The organism is Altererythrobacter litoralis (assembly GCF_036324225.1).
In the GTDB taxonomy this organism is placed as follows: domain Bacteria; phylum Pseudomonadota; class Alphaproteobacteria; order Sphingomonadales; family Sphingomonadaceae; genus Erythrobacter; species Erythrobacter litoralis_A.
The window spans coordinates 328,652-352,421 of sequence record NZ_JAZDQV010000002.1 but is presented as its reverse complement, the minus strand read 5'-3'; the positions used below and the strand labels follow the sequence as shown (position 1 = coordinate 352,421).

General features: G+C 63.4%; 26 protein-coding genes and 1 tRNA gene. 7 read left to right on the top strand and 20 right to left on the bottom strand.

The window, feature by feature from the left end; translation table 11 throughout:
• Positions 1–332: 332 nt before the first annotated feature.
• Both VRS74_RS03610 and VRS74_RS03605 read right to left on the bottom strand, forming a co-directional pair.
• On the bottom strand, positions 333–1,322 hold the full coding sequence (locus VRS74_RS03610; RefSeq protein WP_179406799.1) for a GSU2403 family nucleotidyltransferase fold protein: 990 nt from the start codon (positions 1,320–1,322) through the stop codon (positions 333–335).
• 398 nt (positions 1,323–1,720) lie between these two features.
• Positions 1,721–1,807, bottom strand: a tRNA-Leu gene (locus VRS74_RS03605).
• Between the two features lie 176 nt (positions 1,808–1,983).
• Between VRS74_RS03605 and VRS74_RS03600 the strand changes: the two genes are divergently transcribed.
• A complete protein-coding gene (locus VRS74_RS03600) occupies positions 1,984–2,937 on the top strand; it encodes a complex I NDUFA9 subunit family protein (protein ID WP_354143877.1) in 954 nt (317 codons plus the stop codon).
• On the opposite strand, the gene VRS74_RS03595 is transcribed toward VRS74_RS03600, so the two are convergent.
• Both VRS74_RS03595 and VRS74_RS03590 read right to left on the bottom strand, forming a co-directional pair.
• Positions 2,934–3,431, bottom strand: a complete 498-nt coding sequence (locus tag VRS74_RS03595; protein ID WP_354143876.1) for an NfeD family protein — start codon at positions 3,429–3,431, stop codon at positions 2,934–2,936. The genes VRS74_RS03600 and VRS74_RS03595 overlap by 4 nt on opposite strands.
• Positions 3,431–4,432: an SPFH domain-containing protein gene (locus VRS74_RS03590; RefSeq protein WP_354143875.1), complete on the bottom strand. Its 1,002-nt coding sequence runs from the start codon at positions 4,430–4,432 to the stop codon at positions 3,431–3,433. Before VRS74_RS03590 ends, VRS74_RS03595 begins: the two co-directional genes overlap by 1 nt.
• A gap of 592 nt (positions 4,433–5,024) precedes the next feature.
• Between VRS74_RS03590 and VRS74_RS03585 the strand changes: the two genes are divergently transcribed.
• The gene (locus VRS74_RS03585; protein WP_354143874.1) at positions 5,025–5,945 is read left to right on the top strand and encodes an OmpA family protein; all 921 of its coding nucleotides are present in this window, start codon (positions 5,025–5,027) and stop codon (positions 5,943–5,945) included.
• A gap of 75 nt (positions 5,946–6,020) precedes the next feature.
• Here the strand turns inward: VRS74_RS03585 and VRS74_RS03580 are convergent, their stop codons facing one another.
• Positions 6,021–6,920 carry a dienelactone hydrolase family protein gene (locus tag VRS74_RS03580; protein ID WP_354143873.1) on the bottom strand — a complete coding sequence of 300 codons (900 nt, stop codon included), beginning with the start codon at positions 6,918–6,920 and terminating at the stop codon, positions 6,021–6,023.
• Between the two features lie 112 nt (positions 6,921–7,032).
• On the opposite strand from VRS74_RS03580, the gene VRS74_RS03575 reads away from it, so the two are divergent.
• Positions 7,033–9,150, top strand: a complete 2,118-nt coding sequence (locus VRS74_RS03575) for a PQQ-dependent dehydrogenase, methanol/ethanol family (protein ID WP_354143872.1) — start codon at positions 7,033–7,035, stop codon at positions 9,148–9,150.
• A 27-nt stretch (positions 9,151–9,177) separates the two neighbouring features.
• Here VRS74_RS03575 and purU read toward each other — a convergent pair whose 3' ends face one another.
• The 6 genes from purU to VRS74_RS03545 all read right to left on the bottom strand — a co-directional run bounded on the left by purU (position 9,178) and on the right by VRS74_RS03545 (position 15,543).
• Entirely contained in the window at positions 9,178–10,032 is an 855-nt protein-coding gene (gene purU, locus VRS74_RS03570; RefSeq protein WP_354143871.1) for a formyltetrahydrofolate deformylase, read from the bottom strand.
• Between the two features lies 1 nt (position 10,033).
• Positions 10,034–11,053, bottom strand: a complete 1,020-nt coding sequence (locus VRS74_RS03565) for an NAD(P)H-dependent flavin oxidoreductase (RefSeq protein WP_354143870.1) — start codon at positions 11,051–11,053, stop codon at positions 10,034–10,036.
• Between the two features lie 42 nt (positions 11,054–11,095).
• Positions 11,096–12,277: a formate-dependent phosphoribosylglycinamide formyltransferase gene (purT, locus tag VRS74_RS03560; RefSeq protein WP_354143869.1), complete on the bottom strand. Its 1,182-nt coding sequence runs from the start codon at positions 12,275–12,277 to the stop codon at positions 11,096–11,098.
• Between the two features lie 53 nt (positions 12,278–12,330).
• Positions 12,331–13,200: a GGDEF domain-containing protein gene (locus VRS74_RS03555; protein ID WP_354143868.1), complete on the bottom strand. Its 870-nt coding sequence runs from the start codon at positions 13,198–13,200 to the stop codon at positions 12,331–12,333.
• Between the two features lie 283 nt (positions 13,201–13,483).
• On the bottom strand, positions 13,484–14,107 hold the full coding sequence (locus tag VRS74_RS03550) for a helix-turn-helix domain-containing protein (protein ID WP_354143867.1): 624 nt from the start codon (positions 14,105–14,107) through the stop codon (positions 13,484–13,486).
• A 155-nt stretch (positions 14,108–14,262) separates the two neighbouring features.
• Positions 14,263–15,543 carry an aspartate kinase gene (locus tag VRS74_RS03545; RefSeq protein WP_354143866.1) on the bottom strand — a complete coding sequence of 427 codons (1,281 nt, stop codon included), beginning with the start codon at positions 15,541–15,543 and terminating at the stop codon, positions 14,263–14,265.
• Positions 15,544–15,596: 53 nt separating this feature from the next.
• Here VRS74_RS03545 and ubiG point away from each other — a divergent pair, with 53 nt between their 5' ends.
• Positions 15,597–16,337 carry a bifunctional 2-polyprenyl-6-hydroxyphenol methylase/3-demethylubiquinol 3-O-methyltransferase UbiG gene (ubiG, locus tag VRS74_RS03540; RefSeq protein ID WP_354143865.1) on the top strand — a complete coding sequence of 247 codons (741 nt, stop codon included), beginning with the start codon at positions 15,597–15,599 and terminating at the stop codon, positions 16,335–16,337.
• Position 16,338: 1 nt separating this feature from the next.
• Here ubiG and VRS74_RS03535 read toward each other — a convergent pair whose 3' ends face one another.
• Positions 16,339–17,322: a glycerophosphodiester phosphodiesterase family protein gene (locus tag VRS74_RS03535; RefSeq protein WP_354143864.1), complete on the bottom strand. Its 984-nt coding sequence runs from the start codon at positions 17,320–17,322 to the stop codon at positions 16,339–16,341.
• A gap of 82 nt (positions 17,323–17,404) precedes the next feature.
• On the opposite strand from VRS74_RS03535, the gene VRS74_RS03530 reads away from it, so the two are divergent.
• Positions 17,405–17,578, top strand: coding sequence for a hypothetical protein (locus VRS74_RS03530; protein ID WP_354143863.1), 174 nt, complete (start codon positions 17,405–17,407; stop codon positions 17,576–17,578).
• Here VRS74_RS03530 and VRS74_RS03525 read toward each other — a convergent pair.
• The 4 genes from VRS74_RS03525 to VRS74_RS03510 are packed head-to-tail and all read right to left on the bottom strand — an operon-like array spanning position 17,575 to position 19,534.
• On the bottom strand, positions 17,575–17,919 hold the full coding sequence (locus tag VRS74_RS03525; RefSeq protein ID WP_354143862.1) for an arsenate reductase: 345 nt from the start codon (positions 17,917–17,919) through the stop codon (positions 17,575–17,577). The genes VRS74_RS03530 and VRS74_RS03525 overlap by 4 nt on opposite strands.
• Before the next feature lie 8 nt (positions 17,920–17,927).
• Positions 17,928–18,401, bottom strand: a complete 474-nt coding sequence (gene ruvC / locus VRS74_RS03520) for a crossover junction endodeoxyribonuclease RuvC (RefSeq protein ID WP_354143861.1) — start codon at positions 18,399–18,401, stop codon at positions 17,928–17,930.
• Between the two features lie 7 nt (positions 18,402–18,408).
• Entirely contained in the window at positions 18,409–18,759 is a 351-nt protein-coding gene (locus VRS74_RS03515) for a DUF3147 family protein (protein ID WP_354143860.1), read from the bottom strand.
• Between the two features lie 31 nt (positions 18,760–18,790).
• Positions 18,791–19,534 carry a YebC/PmpR family DNA-binding transcriptional regulator gene (locus tag VRS74_RS03510; protein WP_354143859.1) on the bottom strand — a complete coding sequence of 248 codons (744 nt, stop codon included), beginning with the start codon at positions 19,532–19,534 and terminating at the stop codon, positions 18,791–18,793.
• Between the two features lie 53 nt (positions 19,535–19,587).
• Between VRS74_RS03510 and VRS74_RS03505 the strand changes: the two genes are divergently transcribed.
• Positions 19,588–20,340, top strand: coding sequence for a CPBP family glutamic-type intramembrane protease (locus VRS74_RS03505; protein ID WP_354143858.1), 753 nt, complete (start codon positions 19,588–19,590; stop codon positions 20,338–20,340).
• Positions 20,341–20,349: 9 nt separating this feature from the next.
• Here the strand turns inward: VRS74_RS03505 and VRS74_RS03500 are convergent, their stop codons facing one another.
• The 4 genes from VRS74_RS03500 to VRS74_RS03485 all read right to left on the bottom strand — a co-directional run bounded on the left by VRS74_RS03500 (position 20,350) and on the right by VRS74_RS03485 (position 22,212).
• Positions 20,350–21,201 carry an alpha/beta fold hydrolase gene (locus tag VRS74_RS03500; RefSeq protein WP_354143857.1) on the bottom strand — a complete coding sequence of 284 codons (852 nt, stop codon included), beginning with the start codon at positions 21,199–21,201 and terminating at the stop codon, positions 20,350–20,352.
• Positions 21,202–21,205: 4 nt separating this feature from the next.
• Positions 21,206–21,553: a heavy metal-binding domain-containing protein gene (locus VRS74_RS03495; protein WP_354143856.1), complete on the bottom strand. Its 348-nt coding sequence runs from the start codon at positions 21,551–21,553 to the stop codon at positions 21,206–21,208.
• 25 nt (positions 21,554–21,578) lie between these two features.
• Positions 21,579–21,815 (bottom strand): DUF2312 domain-containing protein, encoded by a 237-nt coding sequence (locus VRS74_RS03490; RefSeq protein ID WP_354143855.1) that lies wholly within the window; start codon positions 21,813–21,815, stop codon positions 21,579–21,581.
• A gap of 82 nt (positions 21,816–21,897) precedes the next feature.
• Entirely contained in the window at positions 21,898–22,212 is a 315-nt protein-coding gene (locus VRS74_RS03485) for a DUF1244 domain-containing protein (protein WP_354143854.1), read from the bottom strand.
• A 48-nt stretch (positions 22,213–22,260) separates the two neighbouring features.
• Here VRS74_RS03485 and pyk point away from each other — a divergent pair, with 48 nt between their 5' ends.
• Positions 22,261–23,748 carry a pyruvate kinase gene (gene pyk, locus VRS74_RS03480; RefSeq protein ID WP_354143853.1) on the top strand — a complete coding sequence of 496 codons (1,488 nt, stop codon included), beginning with the start codon at positions 22,261–22,263 and terminating at the stop codon, positions 23,746–23,748.
• Positions 23,749–23,770 lie beyond the last annotated feature (22 nt).

The window sequence follows — 23,770 nt, the reverse complement described above, 5'->3', positions numbered from 1 at the left end:
AATTAGCTTTCCCCATCGTCGCCTCCTGTCCTCAAATTTAGGAAAGAAGGCGTCCACAAATCTAGGGGCTATTCAACTGGAGAGCGACGGCGCAATAACCCACCCCGCTCACAACGCATGTCGGAAGACAAAATTCAGCGCGAGACTCTCGCTCCGACCAGCCTCGCGCCGCTACATGTAATATCCGTACAAATTTCCCAAAAAGCCGACAGTCCGCAATCGGCCCAGTTTCTGTCACCATCGCTACGACAGTGATCCCGGAAAGCTTAGTACGGCGACACCTACCGATGACCTGAAAGCAACCGATAACAAGGGAGCCGGCGTCGGATCGCTTAATCGCGCTGCGGTTTCTTGGCATCCCATCGTTCAAAATGCGGCTTCAATACTTCGGGCAGCTCTTTGCAGAATTCTTCATCCAATGGGTAATGCCGCATGGCAACCCAGACTGCATCAAGCACGGCATTTCCTTGCTTGCGATCCTTGGGCTTCTTTTGCGGATCGCGCTCACGCTTTTCTGCCATCCACAGTTTCTGCAAGGCGAACCATCGCGGATCGGGAACAACCATGCGCGCAGCTTCGCCGTCGCGTACACCAACGACGCGGTCGACCGGTCGTCCATTCAACAGCCATTCCTGTTCGGGTAGCGGTATGGGCCGAGGTCGGTCCTGCAAAACTTGTCCGCTAATGCGGCTAGGGGCCGAAAGAATTTCCACCTCGTATGCCTTGGCGTTGCGTGCCTGGAAAGGCCGCTCGGTGTTCACCGAGTAGGTCAAGTCGGCTTCTTTAAGCACTTTCCATAAGGTTGGTCGGTCCTCATCAGCCTCGATTCCGGTCAACGCCATGTCAAAATCCAGTGTTGTGTCGGGCGCATCTCGAATGAATCCATTTGCCTCCAAGGCATATGCAATCAGAGCGTTGGTGCCGACTACCATGGCCTGATCTCCAAGAAAACGAAGGCGGTCAGCTTCGCGCAGGATCTTGCCCGCCTCCGCCGGGAGCATTGGGAGACGCAGCGCGCGGTACAGGCTCGCTTGTTCCTTGAGCGCGTCCTTGCTTCCTGAAAGACGTTCCTTGAGCTCTGCCTTCTCAGCCTTGTAATCGTCGAATTCAGCCTGCTTTTCCTGATCGAGCGGGCCCTTGCTCTTCATCGATCCGCGCCGATCTGTAACCTCATAAAGATATTCTCGACCAGAAACCTCCTTGATGCGCATGTTGTAGGGCATCTCATTCAGCGCACGCAGGGCCTCCATCCAGACCTGGTAGGTCTGCTCGAGATTGACGATCACCCTTGCCTGTTCGTCGGAAAACGGTTTGAAGTTCATGTATTACCCTGCAATCTGCGATTTCACGAAAATGCAGGGTAAAGACCGGAAATGCAAGATTTACGCAGCATCTCCTCAATTCATACGAATTGCAGGGTAAGTTGCCTAGACCGCTCCCCAAACTTCCCCAAGCGTGGCAATCGCTCAAGAGACAGGAAAGAGGCGTTCCTCACGGGAATGACGATGCGGGCCTCCGAATTCGGATTTTCAGAAGGCCCACAGAAAGGCCCGCAAGAATTTCAAGCCAGAATGATCCGGGACTATCGATGATTCGAACGCTGGAGACCGATAGGCATTGAAAGAGAAGGGAAAAGACAAGCCGAGACAAGAATTTGGAGAACCAATGTGAGTCCTCAAAGTATCCCATTTTTTCTATGTATTTCAATGCTTTAAGCTAATGGTGCCCAGAAGAGGACTCGAACCTCCACGGGGTTGCCCCCGCCGCCACCTGAAGACGGTGCGTCTACCAATTCCGCCATCTGGGCACTCAATCGGGCCGGTCGTCTAAGTCCGGCTCGCGGTAGGCGCGGGCCAATAGCGAGTGGCGGCGCACTCTGTCAACGCAAGAAAGCACTTCTTCCAGCCTGCAACGCTTGCGGCGCACGGCGCATTGCGGCAATGCGCCCTCACACCAAGCAGAGCATTCAACAACGGACCCCCGATGGCCAAGACCAATCCTCTCGCGAACAAGCTCGTCACCATCTTCGGCGGCAGTGGATTCCTGGGCAATTATGTCGCGCAAGCGCTGCTAGAGCGCGGCGTCCGGCTACGCATAGCGAGTCGCAATCCCGAGCGGTCGTTCAACCTCAAGCCGCTCGCCAATCTCGGCCAACTGCAATTCCTGCGCTGCGACATCACCAACGAAGGCAGCCTCGCGGCAGCGATCGAGGGATCGGACGCGGTGGTGAACTTGGTCGGCGCCTTCGGAGGTGACCTGCGGCAGTTGATGGGCGAGGCGCCTGGCGCAATGGCGCGGCTGGCGAAGGCGGCTGGCGTGCAGTCATTCGTGCATGTGAGCGCAATCGGGAGCGATGCCGAATCGGAAGTCGAGTATGCGCGCGCCAAAGGCCTCGGTGAAAAGGCTGTTCTGGCGAACTTCCCCAAGGCCACGATCATTCGTCCTTCAGTGATTTTCGGGGAAGACGATAATTTCATCAACATGTTTGCCGGGCTGATCCAGATGCTGCCCGTTCTGCCTGTTTTCGGGCCCGATGCGCAATTGCAGGCGACCTTTGTTGATGATGTCGCCGAAACGATCGCCGTCGCTTTGGAAAACCCTGTCCGGCATGGTGGCAAGACCTTCGAACTGGGCGGCCCTGAAACGCTCACCATGCTTGAAATCAACCGTCGCATTGCCGCCGCGCAAGGTCGCAAGCGGCATTTCATCCCCATGCCCGATGGCGCATCCTCGTTCTTCGCCGCACTTCCCGGCACTCTCATGAGCCGCGACCAATGGGCGCTGCTCCGGCAGGGGAACGTGGCCTCAGGCGAGTGTCCGGGCTACAAGCAGTTGGGGATCGAACCGCGCCCGCTGGGCCTGTTCCTCGACAAGTGGATGATGCGCTACCGCAAGCACGGGCGCTTCACACCGGTCGCAGGCGCCGGCGCGGCCTAATCTCCGCCTCCGCCCTCACCGCTCGGGGATTCCCCGGGCGGAGGCAGCATCACAGCCGGCTCGACGATCAGGATCGCACCATCATTGCCGGTAATGCGCACGCGGGTGCCGATCCCGAGATCGGGGCCCTTTGCCAGCCATTCGCTGTCACCGTGCTTTATCCGGCCCGAGCCGCCGTCGAATGCCTGCGTCACGACTGCCGTGTCCCCGATCAGGCGAGTTCCGCGCTGGTTGAGCAAGGGGTCCGAACTTTCGATCGGCGAATCCTTCAGGAATCGGCGAGCGCTGAAGGCAGCGATCAGCGAAGCCGAAACGAAAACCACGATCTGCGAGGGAAGCGCAAGATCAAGCCCGAAAGTCAGGACACCGGTGATGATCGCCGCCACTGCCAGCCAAATCAGGTAGACCCCCGGCAAAAGCATTTCGAGTACGGCGAGGATCAGCCCGATGGCGATCCACATCCAATGCGCGTCGAGGCCTTCGAAGAGGTTCATCAGCTGTCACCAGCCCGGGGTACGCTGGTGCGCGGACGCACCGGCGGCAGCGGCTGGCCGGAAGCGGAGCTACCCGGCACGGTCACATCGCCATCCCTAGTCCCGATCGCCTCCTTCACCAGTTCGCCGATCCCGCCGAGCGAGCCGATCAACTGCGTCGCCTCGACCGGGAACAGGATGGTCTTGGCATTCGGGCTGGTGGCGAACTTGCCCACCGCTTTGGTGTATTCCTGCGCGATGAAGTAGTTGATCGCGGCGCTGCCGCTTTGCGCGATTGCATCCGACACCATCTGGGTGGCGCGCGCCTCGGCCTCGGCGGCGCGTTCGCGCGCTTCAGCGTCGCGGAAAGCGGCTTCCTTCTTGCCCTCGGCGGAAAGGATTGCCGACTGCTTCTCACCCTCGGCGCGCAGGATGCGGCTGGCGCGTTCACCCTCGGCTTCGAGGATTTCGGCGCGCTTGAGGCGTTCCGCCTTCATCTGCCGAGCCATCGCTTCGGAAATGTCATGCGGCGGGCGGATATCCTTGATCTCGACGCGCGTGATCTTAACGCCCCAGGGCGAAGTCGCATGATCGACCACGCTCAGCAGCCGCGCGTTGATCTCGTCGCGCTTCGACAGCGTCTCATCGAGATCCATGCTGCCCATCACCGTGCGCAGATTGGTCGTCGTCAGCGCCATGATCGCGGCGTAGAGATTGTGCACCTCATAGGCCGCCTTGCCCGCATCAAGCACCTGGAAGAACACGACAGCGTCCACGCCGACCATGGCGTTGTCGCGCGTGATGATCTCCTGGCCCGGGATGTCGAGCACCTGCTCCATCATGTTCACCTTCTGCCCGACGCGGTCGATGAAGGGGATGATCAGGTGCAGGCCCGGATCGGCGGCGATGGTGAACTTGCCGAGCCGCTCGATGGTATAGACAAAGCCCTGCCGCACTACGCGCACCGCCATGATAAGGAAAGTGACGAGCAGGAACAACAGCGCAAGCAGCACGAATTCCATCGAATTTTCTCCTCTGAACACCGATTGGCGACAGACTACATGGCAAGCCCGCCGCTTCCAAGGGAAACCGGACCGGCCAGGCTCCGAACTCCCATGGCGCGTTGCGCGCCACGCAAGTTGATGAAACACCTGCGATCCGCATGCCAATCAACGAACAAGACACGAGGGTTCCGCAAAGCGCCGATGGGCCGCCGCATCATCGCCCAAACCGCCCGAATGCCACGTAGGAAAACGGCGCGAGCAGGCTCCAAACCGCCCGCGGACTCGGTCAGCACACAATATCCTGCGTTACCTGGCAATGGCGCCCACAAGCTGGTGTTTGCTTGCCTGAGCGCCCCGCCCTGCACCGGTTCGCCGCACGGACGGCCCGAACCACCCCCGCAAAGGGTGCAATCAGGCCGGTTGTTAATCTGGCAGAAAGGTTGGTCTGCACACCGAGCGGCTTCATGTCGTCAATGTGTGGCCCATGTGCCGCACACGCTATGGAACGAGATGAGGGGGTCTGGCAGCCGGACACGCCATCCCGAGAACCGGCCGAACGAATGGCCGCGGACGCGCAGAGCCGGCTGAAGTAGTTTTAAGGAGTAGCGTAATGAGTGTCATTTCCACTAGGTCGGGAGCCCTGTTCCTGCTCGCCGCGCTTGCCGTGCCCGCAACGGGTGGCCTGTCGGCGCAGGAGAACGAGTCCGCGAACGCCGAGAACATCAACGTCTATGGTTCGCTTCCGACGGACCTGTCCGGCTTGCTCGAGGGGCCCGATCTCGACGGCTTCATTTCGGCGCGCAACGGCAATCGGGTGCAGATCACTGTAGCCGGCGACATCAAGGCCGTGGTCAATGTCGGCCCGGCGACCGAGATCAGGACCAGCGGCGGCTTCCTGGGCCTTGGCCGCGAAAAGCTCACCTCCAGCTCGCTGATGAACGGCCTGCCAGTCAGCGTGGAAACGGTACAATGGGAAGGCGGCCTGGTCGCCAGCAGGATCGCGCTCAAAGGCAAGGACCTGAAGACTGCGGCGATGATCCGCAACGCCACCGACCAGCGCTTTGGCGAGAATGAAGCGGCGATCTCCGAGAATCAAACCGCGATTGCCGAAAACGTCGCCGCCACCGAGGCGCTGCGCGGTCGCATGGGCGACATCGACAAGTACAACATCAAGGGCACCACCAACGTCTATTTCGACACCGGCAAGTGGAACCTTTCGCCGGCCGCCCAGCGCGACCTGTGCGATGCGGCCGCCAATGCCAAGTCGATCGACAACGCACTGCTGCTCGTGGTCGGATACACCGATTCCACCGGCAGCTATGAAGTCAACCAGACGCTCAGCGAAAAGCGGGCGGGTCGCGTCGTGAATTTCCTGCAGCAGGAATGCAAGTGGGAACCCTGGCGCATGCTTTCGCCCACCGGGATGGCCGCGTCCGACCCGCTGGCGGACAACAGCACCCCCGAAGGCAAGGCGCAGAACCGCCGCGTTTCGGTTAACATCCTCGTCAGCAAGAGCGTTGACGATATCTGAGGCTAGCGGGGTGGGCCCGGCTCACCCCCTTCCCTTTCAGCTGGCAGGGCGCGCTCCGGCAGCCCGCGAGCTTCGCTACAAGGCGTCCCCGTAAAGCTTGAGCATTTCGGCCCAGGCGCGCTCCGCCTCGGGCTCCTTGTATGCGGGGCTGTCAGGCACGCACCAGCCGTGATCTCCGGCGAAAACCTCGATCACCGCCTTGCGCCCCGCAGCGGAGGCCGCTTCGCGCAACACATCCTTTTCACCCGGCGCCTTGGCGTCGTCATCCTGCGCGATCGCGATCAGCAACGAAGCTTCCATCCGGTCGAACAGTTTGTGCGGGCTCATCGGATAGTCGGGCCGCACCAGCCCGCCGCCGTGGAAGCTGGCCGCAACTTTCACGCGCGCAGGGACTGCAGCGGCCGTCCACATGGTGAAGGGCCCGCCCATGCAATAGCCTTGCGTGCCGATGCCGCGCTTGCTGTCAACCTCGTCACGGCAATCGAGGAAGGCGACCGCCGCCGTGGCATCGCGCATGATCGCTTCGGCATCCAGCCTGGCGCGCATTTCGCGCGCGCGGGGCCAGCCGCCATTCCCGGCGAAATCGGCAAAATCCTGCCAGATCGGGGCAGGCGTATCGCGGTAATACTGGTTCACCACCAGCGCGGCATAGCCGCGATCGGCCAGCCGCCGCGCCATCGCCTTCTTGCTATCGCGCAGTCCCGCAATATCGGGCCAGATCACCACAGCAGGCGCCGGGCCGGACGTTGGCGCGACCAGCCAGCCATCCATCGTGCCGTCAGGCGTTTCGAAGGCGACTGACTGCTCGGTCCATGCCGGGAAGCCCGGCGAAGTAACCACCTGCGCGCCGCTATCCGCCTGGCCCGATTTGGGCGTGCAGGCAGCGGCGATCGCGGCCATTCCTGTGGCGAGGCCGAACTGCCGACGCGTCAGCCCCTCGCGCGCCCATTTCTCCAGATTTGCTTCGTCGCACATTTTTCCAGCTCCCATTCCCTGTCGCCGATCCTGCCCGCACTGTCATAAATGCACAATGGACAGCGCAAGCGCCAAGGGGCACTCTGTCTATCAAGGGAGAGAACTGACGATGATGGCGAAAGGTTTCATGAGCGCAGCGATCGGCGCAGTGGCACTGCTGCTGGCGGGCTGCGGAGAACGCGGCGCGGAACGCTCGCCCCTGGCGACCGAAGGCGTAACCGATTCGATGATCGCAGCGGGCGTGGGCGACGAATGGCTGACCTATGGGGGCGGCTATGACGAAAAGCGCTTTTCGCCGCTCGACCAGATCAATGCCGACAATGTGTCGCAGCTCGGTCTTGCATGGTTTGCCGATCTCGACACTGCGCGCGGGCAGGAAGCCACTCCGCTGATGCATGACGGCACGCTCTACATCTCCACCGCGTGGAGCATGGTGAAAGCCTATGACGCGAAGACCGGCGCGCTCAAATGGGAATACGACCCCCAGGTCCCGCGCTCCAAGCTGGTCGAAGTGTGCTGCGATGCGGTGAACCGCGGCGTCGCGCTCTATGGCGACAAGGTTTATGTCGCGACGCTCGACGGGCGACTGGTCGCGCTCAACCAGAAAACCGGCAAGGTGGTGTGGGACAAGCTCACCATCCCCAAGGGCTCGCACATGGCGATCACCGGCGCGCCGCGTATCGTGAAGGGCATGGTCCTGATCGGATCGGCCGGCGCGGAATATTTCACCCGCGGCTACATCGCTTCGTTCGACGCGCAGACCGGCGAGGAGCTGTGGCGCTTCTATACCGTCCCGGGGAACCCGGCCGATGGCTTCGAGAACGAAGCGATGGAAAAGGCCGCCAAGACCTGGAACGGCGAATGGTGGAAGCTCGGCGGCGGCGGCACGGTGTGGGATTCGATCACTTACGATCCCCAGACCGACCTCGTCTATTTCGGCACCGCCAATGCCGAACCGTGGAACCCGGCCTATCGCAATACCGATGGCGCGGGGGACAGCCTCTACACGGCGTCGATCGTGGCGGTGAAGCCCGATACCGGCGAATACGCCTGGCACTTCCAGGAAACGCCCGAGGATCGCTGGGATTTCGATTCCAACCAGCAGATCACCGTCACCGACCTCGAAATCGGCGGGAAGTCGCGCCGGGTGGTGATGCATGCGCCCAAGAACGGGTTTTTCTACGTTCTCGATGCGGTGACCGGCCAGTTCATCTCCGGCAAGCCCTTTGTCGATGGGATCAACTGGGCTTTCGGGCTCGATCCCGTGACCGGCAAGCCCGACGTCAATCCGGAAGCCAAGTACGAATTGACCGGCAAGCCGTGGATCGGCGTGCCCGGCGCAGTCGGCGCGCATAGCTGGTCGCCGATGAGCTACAGCCCGATGACCGGGCTGGTCTATATCCCGACCAACAACACACCGCAGTATTATGCCCACGATCCGAACTGGGAGCCGGGCGAAACCGGCTTCCAGCTGGGCATCGACGTGAGCGGCGGCAACATCCCGGCGGACAAGGCCGTGCGCGAAGCGACGAAAGAAGCGCTCAACGGCGCATTGGTCGCTTTCGACCCGGTGGCCGGCGAAGTGCGCTGGAAGGTGCCGCAGCCGAGCCCGACCAATGGCGGGACGCTGGCGACTGCGGGGAACCTCGTGTTCCAGGGCACCTCGACCGGGGAGTTCCGTGCCTACACTGCCGATACCGGCAAGCAGTTGTGGTCGTTCGAGACCCAGAGCGGCGTGCTCGCCGCGCCGATGACCTATGCCATCGACGGCGAGCAATATGTCGCCGTGCTGGTGGGCTGGGGCGGCGTGTGGGACGTGTCCGCAGGCAAGCTCGCCGGCGGCATCACGCCCAACATCAGCCGCCTGATGGTGTTCAAGCTGGGCGCCGATGGCAAGCTGCCGCCGCTCAAGCCGACGCCCGCACTTGTGCTCGATCCGCCGGCTCCAACAGGTACGCCCGAGCAGATCGCCCTCGGCGAAAAGCTCTACAGCAACAGCTGCAGTGTCTGCCACGGTATCTCTGCGGTGGCGGGCAGCCTCAATCCGGACCTGCGCCATTCAGCCACGCTCGGTCGGAAGGACCTGTGGCAGCAAGTCGTCCATGACGGGCTGCTGTCGGAAAACGGCATGGTTGCGTGGAAGGACCAGTTCAACCGCGACCAGATCGAAGCGATGCGGCTCTACGTGCTCAAGCGCGCCAATGAGGACAAGGCGCTCGAAGGGAAATAAGGGATCGAGCGGCGCATCCGGCGCCGCCTAACCCCTGAACATCACTGTGCGGGTGCCGTTGAGCAGCACCCGTTCTTCGAGGTGCAGCCGCACCGCTTCGGCGAGCACGCGACGCTCGATATCGCGGCCCTTGCGCACCAGCTCTTCAGGGCTGTCGGCATGGGTGATCGTTTCGACGTCCTGATGGATGATCGGCCCTTCGTCGAGATCGCGCGTCACGTAATGCGCAGTCGCACCGATCATCTTCACCCCGCGGGCATGCGCCTGGTGATAGGGCTTGGCGCCCTTGAAGCCGGGCAGGAAGCTGTGGTGGATATTGATGCAGCGACCGGAAAAATGCGCCGCCTGCTCGTCCGAGAGGATCTGCATGTAGCGCGCCAGCACCACCAGCTCGGCGCCGGTTTCCGCCGCAATCGCGCGCACCTGCGCTTCCTGCTCGGCCTTGTTCGCACTTGTGACCGGCAAATGGTGGAACGGCACGTCGCCAACATCAGTATGCTGGATGCTTTCACGCGGATGGTTCGAAACGATTGCGACGGGCTCCATCGGCAATTCGCCGATGCGCCAACGATAGAGCAGGTCGGCCAGGCAGTGGTCGAACTTGCTGACCATGATCAGCACCCGGCGCGCCCGGTCGCGCAGCGCCAGCTTCCACTCCATACCGTGCTCGGCCGCCAGCGGGGCGAACCCTTCGCGGATCGCTTCACGCGGGAGTACGCCCGGATCGAATTCGACGCGCATGAAGAAACGGTCGCTTTCGCGGTCATTGAACTGCTGCGCCTCGAGCACGTTGCCGCCGCGCTCGAACAGGAAGGAGGTCACCCTTGCGGTGATACCCGGCCGGTCGGCGCAACTGAGCGTGAGGACGAGCGGCTCGGCCATGTCAGCGGCGCGTCAGCGCTTCCTCGCTTTCGGCCATCAGCGCCTGGATGATGTCCACCACCGGCTCTTCTGCCTTGACCATGCCGACCGATTGCCCGGCCATGATCGATCCGTTCTCGACGTCGCCGTCGATCACCGCACGGCGCAGTGCGCCTGCCCAGAAATGCTCGATCTGCAGCTGGGCTTCGCCCATCTCGACTTCGCCGCGATCCAGCAAGCCGGCGACTTCGATCTGCTTTGCGGTGAATTCCTCGGTGCCCTTGTTCTTGAGCGCGCGGACCGGGATCACCGGCAGGCGCTGATCGACCTGCACGCTGGCCACTGCATCGCGGGCCGAAGCGCGGAAGAAGGCCTTCTTGAAATCGGGATGCGCGATGCTTTCGGTCGCGCAGGCGAAGCGCGTGCCGAGCTGCACCCCGGCGGCGCCCATCTCCAGATAGCCCGCAATCGCCTGGCCCTTGCCGATCCCGCCCGCGACGAAGATCAGGTGCTCGTCGGCCAGTTCAGGCAGCATTTCCTGCGCCAACACGCTGGTCGAGACCGGGCCGATATGCCCGCCCGCTTCCATCCCTTCGATCACCAGCGCATCCGCGCCCGAACGCAGCAGCTTCTTGGCGAGCGCGAGCGTGGGGGCGAAGCAGATCACCTTGGCGTCATTCCCGCTCTCGCCCTTGATCGCCTCGACGCTCCCCTTGGGCGGAATGCCGCCCGCGAGCACGACATGGCTCACGCCATGCTTGCGGCAAACTTCGATCAGATCGAACAGCTGCGGGTGCATGGTGATGAGGTTCACGCCGAAGGGCTTGTCGGTCAGCGCCTTCGTCGCGGCGATCTCGGTGTCGAGCAGTTCGGGCGTCATCGCGCCGCAGGCGATCACGCCGAAGCCCCCGGCATTGCTGATGGCCGAAACGAGGTTGCGTTCGGACACCCAGCTCATCGCGCCGCACAGGATCGCATATTCGCAGCCGAGGAAGTCTTTGCCGCGCTGCATCAGGCGGCTGGTCTTGGGAAAATTGCTCATGGCGCGGGCGATTAAGGCCGATGCGCGCTTACGGCAAGCTTATCAATCGCGATACTCGATCCGCACCTTGCCCGCCGCCTCGGCGGCGATCCGCCGTGCATGGTCGGTATCGCCTGCCGCCGCCAGCGCCACGCCCATGCGGCGATAGGGCCGCGTAGTCGGCTTGCCGAACAGCCTCAAATCGACCGCACCGCCCTGCACCGCCAGCGCGTCTGCCACGCCATGGAACTCGAAATCGGCACTGTCGCGATCGGCCAAGATCACCGCCGAAGCCGAAGGGCGTGCATGGATTTCGTCCGGGATCGGCAGGCCCATGATCGCGCGAGCATGCAAGTCGAACTCGGTCAGGTCCTGCGAGATCAGCGTCACCATGCCAGTATCGTGCGGGCGCGGCGACAGCTCGGAGAAGATCACTTTCTCGCCCTTTACGAAAAACTCGACCCCGAACAGGCCCCAGCCGCGGCCCGCGCCGCCAAGGTTCTCGACCACTTTGCGCGCCATGTCCTGCGCCCTGGCGATCGCGGCGTCGGTCATCGCAGTGGGCTGCCAGCTTTCCTGGTAGTCGCCACGCTCCTGGCGGTGGCCGATCGGCGAGCAGAAGGTCACGCCGCCTGCGTGGCGCACGGTGAGCAAGGTGATCTCGTAATCGAAGTCGATGAACTGCTCGACGATCACCCGCTGGCGGTCGCCGCGCATATTGGCCACGGCATAGTCCCACGCCGCTTCCAGCCCGGTTTCGTCATCGACCTTGCTCTGCCCCTTGCCCGAAGAGGACATGACCGGCTTGATCACGCAGGGAAAGCCCGTGCGCTGCGCCGCCGCGCGCACTTCCTCGAGGTTCTCGGCATAGCGATAGAGCGAAGTGGCGAGGCCAAGCTCGTCCGCCGCTACGTCGCGGATGCGGTCGCGGTTCATGGTCAGCTGGGCTGCGCGCGCCGAAGGGACGACGTTGAAGCCTTCCGCTTCGAGTTCGCCCAGCACTTCGGTGCGGATCGCTTCAATCTCGGGCACGATCAAATCGGGCCGGTGCTTATCCGCCACCGCGCGCAGTGCCGCGCCATCGAGCATCGAAAAGACCTCGCTGGCATCGGCGACCTGCATCGCAGGCGCGCCGGCATAGGAATCGCAAGCGATGACGCAGGCGCCCAACCGCTTGGCCGAGATGGTGAATTCGCGGCCCAGTTCGCCCGAGCCCAGCAGAAGGATCTTTGCAGTAAATGGCATGCCGCTGCCTTAGCGCCAGATTGCCGCGCCTCCAAGCGCCAGCGGGCCTAGGTTCAAGTGCGCCGTCCATGCCATGGCGAAGACGGGTCGCGGATTTCTGCGCGCCTCCCGCCCAGCGCGCGCGCCACCACCAGCGCACGTTCGGCATTGATCATTACCGCGTCGATCGAACCCGCGATCGTGGCGATACCGGCAGAGGCGCTGAGCCGCGTTTCGGCGCGCTGCGTGTCGCTCGACAGCCCGGCGAACGTGGCGAGAATGTCGCGCGTGATTTCGTCTGCGGCCGCACCGGTGCAGCCTGGCATGAGCACGGCGAAGCGATCGCCGTCGAGCCGCGCAAGGATGAAATCCTCAGGCAGGACGTTCGAAAGGAAGCGCCCGAAGGCCCACAGCATCTCTTGCGCTATAGCATGGCCGAAGTTGAGCTTGAGCGCGGCAAAGCGATCGATCTCGAAGATCGCCAGCGCCCCCGGCGCGCCATGCGCGAGCAGAGGCGCCAGCATGGCCTGGAAGGCGCGCCCGTTTGCGAGCCCGGTGACATTGTCGGTCATCGCGGCGGCGGCCAGCTCTTCCTCCAGCGAGCGACGCCCTTCGACCGAACGCAGCAGGCCCAGCGTGCAGTTGATCCGGCCATCCTCGTCGGGCGCAGGGCGCAGGCTGAGCGAATACCATGCCGCCTCGCCCGAAGCGGTCGACACAGGGAATTCGAGCCGGCCTGCAGTCGGGGTTCGCCCATGCAGCGCACCATCATGGAAGTCACGCACTGCGGCGGCATGAGCGCTTACCGTCAGATCGGCGATATGCGGCTTGAACAACATTTCCGCGAGGTTTAGCCCCAATGCCTCGATCCCGCGAGAGGCTTCCTCGATGAAACCTTCCGCATCGGTGCGGATGAAAATGCTGCCGACCGTTTCGGCCAGCATATCCTGCAAGATATCCCCGTATCTTGCGGAGAAACTTCCTGTCATTGCCGCTTGCCCCCGGCTCTGGCGACCAACCCCCGCCAATCCGTTCCAAACCAAGCAAATGAAGTTAACTAACTATCAGCATTATTTTACGCCAAAAACGTATATATCAGGCAATATCAATATAGACTGTTAGTTTGTTCATTTAACTTGACTAAAAAACGAATCAACTTATGGCATTGTTTACCATAATATTAGAATTTCGTAGCGATTCTATTGGGGCAATTACCTATCGCGCCGGTCAGATCTCGATCAGGATGCGGACTTGCCTGGCGTCGATCCCCAGCGCCTGGGCGATCTGTTCGCGGCTCGATTGCAGTAGTTCGGAAACGCCTTCGGGGCGCTGCGCTTCGAGCAATTCCTCCGCATCGAGGCCGAGCACATCTGCAATCGCGGGAAAGCGCTCATCCACCGGGCGCGCCTTGCCCTTTTCCCAGGCCCAGACGGTCGGCTTGCTCACGCCCAGCCGGTCGGCGACCTGCGCCAGTGTGAGCCCGCGCGCCTTGCGGCTTTGTTCGAGCCTCTTGCCCAGCGCCACTCCGCGTGCCGGTGCGCCTTCGGCATGCCCGAACAGCGGCGGAAGGGGGGCATCGGCCTTGAGCTGCACCGCGCTCAGTGCCGCCGCGCCGATCGGGCGGAGGAAGCGGCAACCGAACAGGCTGCCGCTGGTCCAGACCACTTGCGCCGCCGCCGCACCTTCGTGCGGCAGTTCGACTGTGAGTTCCACACCGCTTGCCAGTTCCAGCGCGGTTTCGATCAGCATCCCGCCTTCGGAGATATTGTGGATCGCGACATTGGCCTGCTCGCCCGAGGCAAGCCCGCCATTGGCCTCGAGGTAGAGGTGGCGCCGGTCATGGCGCCACACATCGCCCTGCGGCGCGTGCTGTTCAAGATGTCCCCTGATCGGAATCGCCTGTGCTCCTAGCTACAGGCCATGGGTGCGGGGAATACCCTTAAGTTTTGGTTAGTGGCTCGGCTTAACGGAGGGCAATACGCGGTGACGCGAAGGGGCCCGCGCGATCAGGCCGCTTCGTCCTGCGCGTCGAGCCCGTAAGCCGTGTGCAGCACGCGCACCGCCAGTTCGGTCTCGTCCTCGTCGATCATCACGCTGACCTTGATTTCGGAGGTCGAAATCGCCTGGATGTTGATCCCGCGATCCGACAGCGCGCGGAACATCGTGCTGGCGACGCCTGCATGGCTCTTCATCCCCACGCCGACCACGCTGATCTTGGCTATCTTGCTGTCGGTGATGATGCGATTATAGCCGATCACTTCGCGCTTGTCCTCGAGCAGCGCCTGCGCGCGCGCGAGATCGGCCTGAGGCACGGTGAAGGTCACGTCGGTCTCGCCCTTGTCGCGGCCCACGTTCTGGATGATCATGTCGACATTGATCGCGGCCTGCGCCAGCGGCTCGAAGATGTTGGCCACCGCACCGGGCCGGTCAGGCACCCGGGTGAGGATCACCTTGGCTTCGTTCTTGTCATGCGCGATACCGGTGACGAGCTGGCGTTCCATATCGCCGTTCTCCACTAATTGATCCATTTCTTCGTCCGACACGATCAGCGTGCCGGGCAATTGGTCGGCTGGCACGGCGTCATCGCCGAGGAAGCTCGAGAGCACCTGAACGCGCACGCCTTCCTTCATTGCCAGCCCAACCGAGCGGGTTTGCAGCACCTTGGCCCCTACCGAAGCCAGCTCGAGCATTTCCTCGTAGGTGACTGCCTTGAGCTTTCGCGCCTTGGCCACGATGCGTGGGTCGGTGGTGTAGACCCCGTCGACATCGGTGTAGATGTCGCAGCGGTCCGCATCGATCGCTGCAGCCACCGCCACTGCCGAAGTGTCCGACCCGCCGCGGCCCAACGTGGTCACGCGGCCATCGCTGCCGACACCCTGGAAGCCCGGGATCACTGCTATCTCGCCCGCTCCCATCGACGCGACCAGCGCGTCCGAATCGATCGAATCGATCCGTGCCTTTGCATGCGCCTCGATCGTATGCACCTGCAATTGCCAGCCGAGCCAGCTACGCGCCTTGCAGCCGAGCGATTGCAGCGTCAGCGCCAGCAGGCCCGATGTGACCTGCTCGCCGCTGGCAACGACCACATCGTATTCGGCCGGATCGTACAGCGCATTGGCTTCGCGGCAGAAGTTCACCAGCCGGTCGGTCTCGCCCGCCATGGCCGAAACCACCACCGCAACTTCGTGCCCGGCGGCCTGCTGCTTGCGCACGATATTCGCCACGCGACGAATGCGCTCGGTCCCCGCCATCGAGGTGCCGCCGAATTTCATCACGATACGTGCCAAGGCTTCCGTGCTCCTAGCTGGTCCGAATCCCCGCGCGCTGTTAGGGATGCCTCATGGCAAAGGCAAATGTCACAAATGTAACTATCCGCCCAGAGGAAGAAGCACATTTTTCCGGGCTGGCGCGCGAATGGTGGAACGCCAAGGGGCCGATGGCCTCGCTGCACCAGGTAAATCCGGTGCGGCTCACCTTCCTGCGCGAAGCGGTGGACCGGCATTGGAGCGGCGATGTTCGCGCCGCGCAACCGCTCGCGAGCAAGAGCGCGCTCGACGTGGGCTGCGGCGCGGGGCTGGTGTGCGAACCGCTAGCGCGCTGGGGTGCGGAGGTGACGGGGGTCGATGCTTCGGCGGAGAATGTGGGCGTCGCCAGCGCGCATGCGGCGGGCGGCGGGCTCGATATCCGCTACATGGCAGGCGAATTGGCAAGCCTCGATCTCGGCGCATTCGATCTCGTCACTTCGTTCGAAGTGGTGGAGCATGTCGCCGACAAGCGCGCCTTCGTCGCGGCGCTGGCGGAAAGCCTGGCCCCGGGCGGCCTGCTGGCCCTTTCCACCCCCAACCGCACCACCGCGAGCCGGCTGTTGCTGGTCGAGGCGGCCGAGCGGGTCGGCTATGTCCCGCGCGGCACGCATCACTGGGAAGATTTCGTCACGCCCGAGGAGCTGGACGAACTGTTGTCCGAAGCGGGGCTGGCGACGGGGGCTCCATGCGGGATCGCCTGGCGCCCGGGCAAGGGGCTGCATTTGTCGCCGAGCGACCTCTCGCTCAACTACCTGGTCACCGCGACACGCGCCTGAGCTATTCGAACAGGTCGGGCGCGTCGGTCAAGATTCCGGCGACGCCTGCACGCACGAGCATGTCCTTCAGCGCCGCGGCATTGCCGTGCGCGGCATCGCCACCTGCCCCGCGCAATGGCGCCGGCAGAAAGGCATTCTCTGGCCGCAGGGTCCACGCATGTACCTCCAGCCCCGTCGCCTTTGCGTCCGCAACCAGCGAGGTGGGCGCTCCGTCGGCTCCGAGGATCAGGCCGATATGCGCTCCCAGCACGTCGGCATATTTCGCGATTTCGGCAAGGCCCGAAGGCGCGATCATCTCGGCATAGCGCATCGCGGGCTCGTCTGCCGGGCCGTCCTCGGGCTTGACCAGCTGCACCAGTTTGAAGTCGCTGCGCCGGTCGAGCCGTTGCAGCACGCCGACTTCGAAGCTCTGGATGAACACCGGATCGGCTTCGCTCACGCCCAGCCGCCGCAATTCGCGCAGCAGCAGGTCGACCATGTCGATCCCCGCTTCCTGCAGCAGGAAATTGGGATGCTTGAGCTCGGGATAGAGGCCGATCCGTCGCCCGGTCTCGGCTTCCTTCGCGCGCACCAGCTTCACGATGTCTTCCAGCGTGGGCACCTGGTAGAGCCCGTCGAACCGCGCATTGGCCGGGCGCACCAGCGGTATCCGCTCTTTCGTACGCAGCGTGCGCAGTTCCGCCAGAGTGAAATCCTCGACGAACCAGCCCGCCACGCGCTGCCCGTCGACGGTCTTGTCGCGGCGGCGATCCTCGAATTCCTCGCGGCTGGCGACGTCGGTTGTGTCGGACAATTCGTTATCGTGCCGCGCCACCAGCACAAGGTCCTTGGTCGCGACCAGATCGGGCTCGATATAGTCCACACCCTGATCGATCGCCATTTCATAGGCCGCCAGAGTATGCTCGGGCCGCTCGGCACTCGCGCCGCGATGCGCGATGACCAGCACGTCCCCTTCCGCCGCGAGCAAGGGCGCGGGCGCACTCATTGCGAGGCCGATCAGGGTAAACAGGCCAGTCAGGCGGGATTTTAACCTGCGGTTAGGGCTGATCGCGCTAGATTCGCTAGCTATGTTCAAGAAGCTGCTCCTGGCTACTCTGATCGTCATTATCGGCCTGTGGGGGGCCGGCTATGACGTTATGGCGATCAAGGATGACATTTTGGGTGCCGCCAACAAGCAGGCCGGCAACATGAGCGGTCGCGCGCAAATCGAAGGCGGCGACTGGGGCCCCGACGCGACCTAGAAACTCGCGTCCCACTCGCTTTCCTTGAAACCGACCAGGATCGCGCCCTCGCGCTCGACCACCGGGCGCTTGATCAGCGACGGCTGTTCCACCATCACCCGCACTGCATCGCCCGCGTCGATCGCGGCCTTTTCGGCATCGGAAAGATTGCGAAAGGTGGTGCCGCGACGGTTGAGCACCGTATCAAGCCCCTTCGCCTCCACCCAGCTGGCAACGCGCGCAGGATCGGCGCCTTCCTTCTTGAAGTCGTGGAATGTGTAGGCGAGCCCCTTCGCTTCGAGCCACACGCGCGCCTTCTTCACCGTGTCGCAATTGGGAATGCCGTAAAACTCTATGGCCATTTTCTCTCCTATACCCTGGGGACCAGATGCGCGTCCGCGATCGCAACCGCCAGCGCGTCGGCGGCGTCGGCCCCGGCGATCTGCGCGCCCGGCAACAACACCTTGAGCATCGCCTGGACCTGCGCCTTGTCCGCACCGCCAGTGCCGACCACCGATTTCTTGACCAGGCGCGCGGCATGCTCGTTCACCAACAGCCCGCCCGCCGCGCAGGCCACCAGCACGGCGCCGCGCGCCTGCGCCAGCTTGAGCGTCGATTGCGGGTTCTTGTTGAGGAATATCTCTTCCGCTGCGGCGCGATCGGGCGCGTGAGCGCCGATCACCGCGCGGATCGCGTCGTGAAGATGATGCAGCCGCTCGGCGATCGGAGCCTTGGCATCGGTCTTCACTTCACCATTGGCGACGTGCGCGATGCGCGAACCTTCGGCCCGCACCACGCCCCATCCGGTGCAGCTGAGCGAAGGGTCGAGGCCGAGGATGATCACGGCGCTATCAGAACCTGATGCCGATGCGCGGCCCGAACTGAACCATCGCCAGATAGAGCACCAGCGTAAGCACACATCCGACCGCGAGCGCGACCCAGAAGCTGAAGCCCTGCCGCAGCATCATCGGGATCAGCAGGAACATTGGCAGGCTCGGCAGCACGAACCAGAAGGTCGATTGCGCATGCACCGCCATGTTCTCCGCGTCGGGCCGCGCGTGCCACAGGAAGATCATTCCCAGGATCGAGACCAAGGGGAGCGACGCGATCAGCGCCGCCATGGCCGGAAGCCGCCGTCCGACTTCCGCAATCGCCGCGATCATCACGCCGGCCAGCAGCGCCTTCGCGACGAAGCTCCACATCAGCCCACCGCTCCGCTCGTCGGGGCGGACATCAAGCCAGCTTCTCCATGATCTCGTCGCTGATCTCGTAATTGCCCCACACGGTCTGGACGTCGTCGTCATCGTCGAGCGTGTCGACCAGCTTGAGCAAGGTCGTGGCGCCCGCCTCGTCCATCGCCACGGTGATGTTGGGCTTCCACGCCAGCTTGACGTTCTCTGCCTCGCCCAGAACCGCTTCGAGCGCGGTAGCGACTGCATGGAGATCGTCCGAAGCGGTCCAGATCGTGTGGCCGTCGTCAGAGCTTTCGACATCGTCCGCGCCCGCTTCGATCGCGGCTTCGAGCACCGTTTCCTCATCGCCCGCGCTGGCGGGATATTCGATCAGCCCCTTGCGCTCGAACCCGTGCTGGACCGAGCCTTCGCTGCCCAGGTTTCCGCCGTTCTTGCTGAAGGCGGTGCGCACATTGGTGGCGGTGCGGTTGCGATTGTCAGTCAGCGCCTCGACGATCAGCGCGACGCCGCCGGGGCCATAGCCCTCGTAGCGCACTTCTTCGTAATCCTCGCCGCCGGCCATGCTGGCCTTGTCGATCGCGCGCTGGATATTGTCCTTAGGCATGGACTGCGCCTTGGCCGCGTTGACCGCCAGTCGCAGGCGCGGGTTCATGTCCGGATCGGGCATGCCCATCTTGGCCGCGACAGTGATTTCACGCGAAAGCTTTGAGAACATCGCCGAGCGCTTCTTGTCCTGCGCGCCCTTGCGATGCATGATGTTCTTGAATTTGGAATGGCCTGCCATGGGTTTTCACTTCGAAAATCTGGATGGTGGGAATCGGGGGTCGCATTAGCCGCATGATTGGTGAAACCACAAGCCTTCCCGCGCTTCCCGATGCTCGTGCGGAGTGGAAGAACTATTTCGCTTTCGTGAAGCGCCCCGCATTGCCGGAGCGTGCCGCGCCAATCGGAGCGCCCGGATTGCGCGCGTTGGGGCGCATGCTGGTGCTGGACCTCGCTATCATGCTGGTGCTGGTTTCGGCGGCGCTGGCAGCGCTGGTGGTGGGCGTCGATCTGCCCGAAACCGCGCTGGCCGGGCTCGATATAAACCTGCAACTGGCGCTGATGGTGGTGGTGGTGGCTCCACTGGCGGAAGAGACGATCTTTCGCGGCTGGCTTTCAGGCCGCCCAGGGCATGTATTGGCGCTGCTAGCGCTCCTCATGGCTGGGACAACCGCGGCAGTATTGGCTGAATCGGCAGTAGGGCACCAGGCTGCCAGCTCTGTTGCCCTAGCTTTCGCGGGAGGCATTGTGCTTGGCGCTATCGCTCTGTTCGCATTTCGCCGACACAATGCGATCGGCTGGTTCCGCGCGATCTTCCCGCTTCTGTTCTGGCTCAGCGCGATGGGCTTCGCTTCGATCCATCTGCTCAATTACGAAGAAGGTAGCCTTGCGATCCTGCTGCCGCTGGTGCTGCCGCAATTCGTGCTGGGCACGATCCTCGCCTATCTGCGGGTCAATTACGGGCTGTGGAGCTGCATCCTGCTCCATGCCGCGCACAACGGGCTGATCCTGGGGATCGTGGCGCTGGCGGCCGGTTTCGAAGCCTGACGCCCGGCGCTACACCGGCATGTGAGCCGTCAGAAAGCCGATCACCGCCGCATTGAAGGCGTCGTTCTTGTCGCCCGCCACCATGTGGCCCGCTTCGCTCACGTCGACGCATTCGGCATGCGGCACCTTGGCGCGAAACGAAGCGATGCTCGACTCCGACACAATGTCGCTCAGCTTGCCGCGCACCACCAGCACCGGCACTTCGGCCCGCTGGCCCAGCTTTTTGGTCGAACGCGCGAGCGGCTCGCGGAACTGGCTCGGGTCTTCGACCTGGAACATCACCGGATCCCAATGCCAGTACAGCCGCCCGTCATCGCGCAGCCGCAAATTCTTCATCAGCCCGCTGGGGTCTTTGGGGCGTGGCCGCTCAGGGTAATAGGCAGCAACGGCATCGGCCGCTTCGTCGAGCGAGGCAAAACCGCCGTGATGCGCGTTCATGAAACCGACGATTCGTTCGACCCCCTTGGGCTCCATGTCGGGCACGATATCGACCAGCACCAGCGCCGCGGGCGCCAGCCCTTGCCCCACCGCATGGATCGACGTGAGCCCGCCCATCGATGCGCCGACCAGCGCGAAGGGCGTGCCGAAGCCGTCGACCACGGCATCGATGTCCTTGATCCGGTCGTTGATCGTATAGGCGCGCGCGGCAGACCATTCGCTTTCGCCGTGGCCGCGCGCGTCGAGGTTCACCACGCGGTAACCCGCCGCAATGAGCGCGCGCATCGCCCCGGCCCAGCTGTGCCGCGTCTGCCCGCCGCCATGCATCAGCAGCACTAGCGGCGCGCCTTCGGGCCCGCCGATATCGCCAGCCAGCGTCAGCCCGTCGGAAGCGGTGAACTTGCGGGGCGTCGGCTCGCTCAAGCCGTCAGATCCTGACCGCAGTGCCGCTGGCGCTGACCATAAGCATCGAACCGGTGTCGCCGATCACTTCATAGTCGAGATCGACGCCGACAACGGCATTGCCGCCGCGCGCGCCGCATTCGGCCTGCAGTTCCTGGATCGCCTGTTCGCGCGCTTCGGCCAGGATGCGCTCGTAGCTGCCCGAACGGCCGCCCACGATGTCACGGATATTGGCGAAGAGGTCGCGGAAGATGTTCGCCCCCACGATCACTTCGCCGGTCACAATGCCGAGATATTGCTGGATCGGCTGCCCTTCGATCGTGGGCGTGGTGGTGACGATGATCCCGCGAGCGTCCTTCCAGGGTCCGGCCATGCTTTATCTCCCGTTACGTGTCGGATCAGGCGAACCCGAGCGCCGCCTTGTAGGTATCGAGCACCATTTCCATTTCGGCGCGGTCGTCTGGCTTCATTTTGCGCAGGCGCACGATCTGGCGCATGATCTTGGTGTCATAGCCGACCGTCTTGGCTTCGGAATAAACGTCGCGGATATCGTCGGCGATGCCCTTCTTCTCTTCCTCGAGGCGTTCGATACGCTCGATCAGCAGGCGCAGGCGGTCGTCTGTGGCTTCGGCCATGATTGTATTAGCTCCGGTGAATTGAGAATCGGTTGGCCCGTCGATAGCCAGCCGGTCGCGGGGCGTGAACCCGCTGCGGCGATTAATGCTGTGCGTTTCTTGCCAGGCTCGCCTCCATCGCTGCCAGCTGCTCCGGGGTCGCTTCGCGCTGGTGCTTCGCCTTCCACTCGTCCATCGGCATGCCGTGGACAAGTTCGCGCGCTGCGCCTTTGTCCCCGGCATAGCCTGCATCGCGGATCCAGTCGGCCAGGCAATTGCGGCAAAACCCGGCCAGCCCCATCAGCTCGATATTCTGCGCATCATGCCGGTGGCGCAAATGGCGCACCAGCCGGCGAAATGCCGCGGCGGCCACGCGATCGTCCAGATCGTCGAGCGGATCGGGCGCATTCGTATCCATTGAGACTATTCCTTGAGTTGCCACACAGCTGTGCCATAGCATCGCGCCATGTCGAGACGCGAAACTGCCAGTACCATCGCCGCCCGCAAGGTCGACCCGCGCGGTCGCAAGGTCAAGATTCTTGCCACTGTGGGGCCGGCGAGCAGCTCGCCTGACATGCTCGAGCGGCTGTTCAAGGCCGGGGCCGACGCGTTCCGCGTCAACATGAGCCACGGCGAGCATTCGGTGCATGGCGGCACGATCAAGGCGATCCGCGCGCTTGAGAAGAAATACGGTCGCCCGATCGCCATCCTGGCCGATTTGCAGGGGCCGAAGCTGCGCGTCGGCACTTTCAAGGACGGGCAGGCGGTGATCCGCCATTCGGGCCATTTCACGCTCGACCGCAATCCAGAGCCGGGCGACGAAACGCGCGTGTGCCTGCCGCATCCCGAACTGTTCGGCATCCTCGAAAAGGGCCAGCGGCTGCTGATCAATGACGGCAAGATCCGGCTCAAGTTGATCCGCGCGAGCGAAGACGAAATCCTGTGTTCGGCCGAAGTCGGCGGAGTGATTTCGGACCGCAAGGGCGTCAACGTTCCCGATGCCGAAGTGCCGATCCCGGCGCTGACCGAGAAGGACCGCCGCGATCTTGCCTTCGCGGTGGAACAGGGGGTCGACTGGATCGGCCTCAGCTTCGTCCAGCGCCCGGAAGACCTGGCCGAAGCGCGCAAGCTGATCGGTGCCAGGGCCGCGCTTTGCGCCAAGATCGAAAAGCCGATGGCGATCCGCCGCCTGCACGAGATCATCGAGATGTCCGACGGGATCATGGTGGCGCGCGGCGACCTGGGTGTCGAACTCGAACCCTATGAAGTTCCGCCGCTACAAAAGAAGATCGTCAACGCCGCGCGCACCGCGGGCAAGCCGGTGATCGTGGCGACGCAAATGCTCGAATCGATGATCGAGAACCCGACACCGACCCGCGCCGAAGTGTCTGACGTCGCGAATGCCGTTTACGACGGGGCCGACGCGGTGATGCTGAGCGCCGAGAGCGCGGCAGGCGAATGGCCCGAGGACTCGGTCGACATGATGGACAAGATCGCGACGCAGGTCGAACGCAGCGAAGACTATCGCGCGCGTGTGCGCTTCCTCGATACACCGCCCGATGCCACCACCGCCGACGCACTCAGCCATGCTTGCATGACGATCGCCGACACGGTTTCGATCAGCGCGATCACCGTGTTCACCTCATCGGGTTCGACCGCGCGCCGCGTCGCGCGCGAGCGGCCCGACACGCCGATGCTGGTGCTGACACCGTCAAGCAAAACTGCCCGGCGCGTGGCGCTGCTGTGGGGCGCGCATGCGGTGGTGACCAAGGATATCGGCAGCTTCGAAGAGATGATCGCCAAGGGCAAGCGGATGGCGTTGCGCCATGGCTATGGCAAGGCGGGAAGCAAGCTGATCGCGCTGGCGGGCGTGCCCTTCGGCACCCCGGGCGCGACCAACCTGCTGCATGTGGTGACGCTGACCGGCGACGAGCTGGAAAAGCACGGCGCCTAGGCCGCACGCGTTCGACTTTCGG

What these genes read in the sequence shown, in the direction of transcription:
- purT (WP_354143869.1), bottom strand. Translation starts at nt 12,277, where the DNA reads ATGCCATTTACTGCAAAGATCCTTCTGCTGGGCTCGGGCGAACTGGGC.
- VRS74_RS03565 (WP_354143870.1), bottom strand. Translation starts at nt 11,053, where the DNA reads ATGAGCAATTTTCCCAAGACCAGCCGCCTGATGCAGCGCGGCAAAGAC.
- ubiG (WP_354143865.1), top strand. Translation starts at nt 15,597, where the DNA reads ATGGCAAAGGCAAATGTCACAAATGTAACTATCCGCCCAGAGGAAGAA.
- VRS74_RS03510 (WP_354143859.1), bottom strand. Translation starts at nt 19,534, where the DNA reads ATGGCAGGCCATTCCAAATTCAAGAACATCATGCATCGCAAGGGCGCG.
- purU (WP_354143871.1), bottom strand. Translation starts at nt 10,032, where the DNA reads ATGGCCGAGCCGCTCGTCCTCACGCTCAGTTGCGCCGACCGGCCGGGT.
- VRS74_RS03595 (WP_354143876.1), bottom strand. Translation starts at nt 3,431, where the DNA reads ATGAACCTCTTCGAAGGCCTCGACGCGCATTGGATGTGGATCGCCATC.
- VRS74_RS03590 (WP_354143875.1), bottom strand. Translation starts at nt 4,432, where the DNA reads ATGGAATTCGTGCTGCTTGCGCTGTTGTTCCTGCTCGTCACTTTCCTT.
- VRS74_RS03495 (WP_354143856.1), bottom strand. Translation starts at nt 21,553, where the DNA reads ATGGCCGGACCCTGGAAGGACGCTCGCGGGATCATCGTCACCACCACG.
- VRS74_RS03515 (WP_354143860.1), bottom strand. Translation starts at nt 18,759, where the DNA reads ATGTGGAGCTTCGTCGCGAAGGCGCTGCTGGCCGGCGTGATGATCGCG.
- pyk (WP_354143853.1), top strand. Translation starts at nt 22,261, where the DNA reads ATGTCGAGACGCGAAACTGCCAGTACCATCGCCGCCCGCAAGGTCGAC.
- VRS74_RS03600 (WP_354143877.1), top strand. Translation starts at nt 1,984, where the DNA reads ATGGCCAAGACCAATCCTCTCGCGAACAAGCTCGTCACCATCTTCGGC.
- VRS74_RS03575 (WP_354143872.1), top strand. Translation starts at nt 7,033, where the DNA reads ATGGCGAAAGGTTTCATGAGCGCAGCGATCGGCGCAGTGGCACTGCTG.
- VRS74_RS03580 (WP_354143873.1), bottom strand. Translation starts at nt 6,920, where the DNA reads ATGTGCGACGAAGCAAATCTGGAGAAATGGGCGCGCGAGGGGCTGACG.
- VRS74_RS03535 (WP_354143864.1), bottom strand. Translation starts at nt 17,322, where the DNA reads ATGAGTGCGCCCGCGCCCTTGCTCGCGGCGGAAGGGGACGTGCTGGTC.
- VRS74_RS03555 (WP_354143868.1), bottom strand. Translation starts at nt 13,200, where the DNA reads ATGCTGGCCGAAACGGTCGGCAGCATTTTCATCCGCACCGATGCGGAA.
- VRS74_RS03530 (WP_354143863.1), top strand. Translation starts at nt 17,405, where the DNA reads ATGTTCAAGAAGCTGCTCCTGGCTACTCTGATCGTCATTATCGGCCTG.
- VRS74_RS03525 (WP_354143862.1), bottom strand. Translation starts at nt 17,919, where the DNA reads ATGGCCATAGAGTTTTACGGCATTCCCAATTGCGACACGGTGAAGAAG.
- VRS74_RS03490 (WP_354143855.1), bottom strand. Translation starts at nt 21,815, where the DNA reads ATGGCCGAAGCCACAGACGACCGCCTGCGCCTGCTGATCGAGCGTATC.
- VRS74_RS03610 (WP_179406799.1), bottom strand. Translation starts at nt 1,322, where the DNA reads ATGAACTTCAAACCGTTTTCCGACGAACAGGCAAGGGTGATCGTCAAT.
- VRS74_RS03585 (WP_354143874.1), top strand. Translation starts at nt 5,025, where the DNA reads ATGAGTGTCATTTCCACTAGGTCGGGAGCCCTGTTCCTGCTCGCCGCG.
- VRS74_RS03505 (WP_354143858.1), top strand. Translation starts at nt 19,588, where the DNA reads ATGATTGGTGAAACCACAAGCCTTCCCGCGCTTCCCGATGCTCGTGCG.
- VRS74_RS03485 (WP_354143854.1), bottom strand. Translation starts at nt 22,212, where the DNA reads ATGGATACGAATGCGCCCGATCCGCTCGACGATCTGGACGATCGCGTG.